Genomic DNA, 1,935 nt, shown 5'->3' on the forward strand with positions numbered 1-1,935 from the left:
AACACCAAACAAACATCTGGCCCCGGTTATTCGGGCCAGACTGAAGGCGGCATTCTGACCGATCGGCAAGAAGAAGGAATGCCCGGTTCAAAATGTGGTCCTGTTGAAAACGCTTTCGGTGCCGGCACCTCATCCCGGCATCGGAAACGGGGAGGAGGCAGAGGGAAGAACCGACCCGAACTCCGCTTCCTCCCACATGTTTCCTACGCTATCACCGCGCATTTAGGAATCCCCTTCAAAAGTGGAGCGCTTCTCCCTTGCTCGCTACAGCTGTTGGTTTCCACGCAGCAGCCCCCCGCAATTGAGAGGCCTGACACACGACCGCAACCGGCAATCCCCTTCCCTTCCCGGCGCCAGCAGCTTGCCCAGAATATCGCCGGTAATCGCATTGGCACTCTTGCGGCTGCGTGGTCGGTTGAGGGCGCGGACCGCAAGCCGGATAGCCGATTTGACGGACGGCGCCGAAAACGACCCTTCCAGCCCCCGCCAGCGGGTCAGCGTTGACCAGTTGGCGAGACGCCGGCGGACCGTTGCTGGCGCATGCGGTCCAGATACGCGCAGAAAGCCTTGTCGGCGCAGGTCTGCTTCTACGTCGGCCGGCATGCCGTGATCGGGTTCGATCTCGCGTTGCTGCGGTCGCCACAAGTGATGCACAATGAATTTCAGCAACAGCGCTTCTGGCGCCGAGAAGGGGAGCGGGCTACCGGTCGCGGCCAACGACCAGGCTTCGAGATAGGCCAGATCCGAGGTTAACGCGCGCAGCGTGTTTTCGCCCATGCCTTCATTGACCAGATGGCGCAACGTTTCGACATCCTGATCTGTCAAAATTTCGGCCAGCCTGTCGCGCCGGTTCATCGGCAAGACGGCTGCAATCGTGTCGAGTTGTTCTGCCCGGCTCTGGATATTCGAAGGCAAGCGGTCTGGTCTGGTCATTGCACGATGCTTCTCGATTTAAAACTTGCGGAAAACCCGTAAATTCCGTATATTACGGAAAACGGAGGTTGATCATGACATCCACAGTAACAGCCGCAGCCATTTCCAAGAATTTTGGCGCTTACCAGGACGCCGCCGTGCGCGATCCGGTTATCATTACCAAGAACGGTCGCCCGCGCACTGTTCTGCTCGCATACGAGGACTATTTGCGCCTGATGCGGCGCGAGCGTCGCGTCGAATTGACCGCTACGCTGACCGAAGACGAACTCGCGGCTGTTGAAAACGCCGCGATGGAAGCCGGTCTGGTACATCTCGATCGCGAACTGAACGAAAAATAGCATGATTCCGAGTGAGCCCAAGGTCGGTTGGATTTTCAGATATTCCTATTTGTGGCACTGGCAGTTCGAGCAGGGACGGGAAGAGGGCGACAAGGACCGACCTGTTCTCGTATTGGCTATCACGACGACACTGGAAGACGGATCGCCGGTTGTAAGGGTTTTGCCGGTCACCCATACGCCACCGCAACGGGATGACCAGGCAATTGAAATTCCCACTGCCACCAAACGCCGCCTCGGACTGGACGATGAGCGTTCCTGGATCGTGCTCAGCGAAAGCAATCGCTTTGTCTGGCCAGGGCCGGATCTGCGGCCGGTCGAGGGCGAAACCGGCTATTACGGTCCGCTACCACCGGCGCTGTTTGCCGAGATCCGAGACCGTTTTGTTGCGCTCGCGCGTAGCGCGCGTCACCGGCAAGCGCATCGCTCTGAATAGGTTCTTGCGCGTCGTTTTCTCCTGTTAATACCAAAGCTGTTGGTTTCCATGCGGAACTGAGCCGGTGGGGGTGCGGATAAAAACTTGGACTGATTTATACGTTAAGGCCGAGACTTCTTCGATACTCAATTGGGCTGAGCGACCCCAGTGATAATTTGATGCGCTTCTCATTGTACCATTGGATGTAGGCATCAACCTCGTGGACAAACTGTTCGATCGTGACGGTCTTCC

General features: G+C 57.5%; 3 protein-coding genes and 1 pseudogene. 2 read left to right on the forward strand and 2 right to left on the reverse strand.

From position 1 onward, the window contains the following. Positions 1–351: 351 nt before the first annotated feature. Positions 352–933 (reverse strand): annotated as a pseudogene (locus ACTJKP_RS26790) (integrase); the annotation flags it as partial. Positions 934–1,007: 74 nt separating this feature from the next. Between ACTJKP_RS26790 and ACTJKP_RS26795 the strand changes: the two are divergent. Beyond that, positions 1,008–1,271: a type II toxin-antitoxin system Phd/YefM family antitoxin gene (locus tag ACTJKP_RS26795; RefSeq protein ID WP_440632820.1), complete on the forward strand. Its 264-nt coding sequence runs from the start codon at positions 1,008–1,010 to the stop codon at positions 1,269–1,271. 1 nt (position 1,272) lies between these two features. Then, positions 1,273–1,704, forward strand: a complete 432-nt coding sequence (locus tag ACTJKP_RS26800) for a plasmid maintenance toxin (PemK-like) (RefSeq protein WP_440632821.1) — start codon at positions 1,273–1,275, stop codon at positions 1,702–1,704. A gap of 94 nt (positions 1,705–1,798) precedes the next feature. Here the strand turns inward: ACTJKP_RS26800 and ACTJKP_RS26805 are convergent. Continuing rightward, positions 1,799–1,935: IS3 family transposase (locus tag ACTJKP_RS26805; RefSeq protein ID WP_440632822.1), on the reverse strand; the 137-nt coding region annotated here is incomplete at its 5' end.

Source organism: Brucella sp. 22210, assembly GCF_052045675.1.
GTDB lineage: Bacteria > Pseudomonadota > Alphaproteobacteria > Rhizobiales > Rhizobiaceae > Brucella.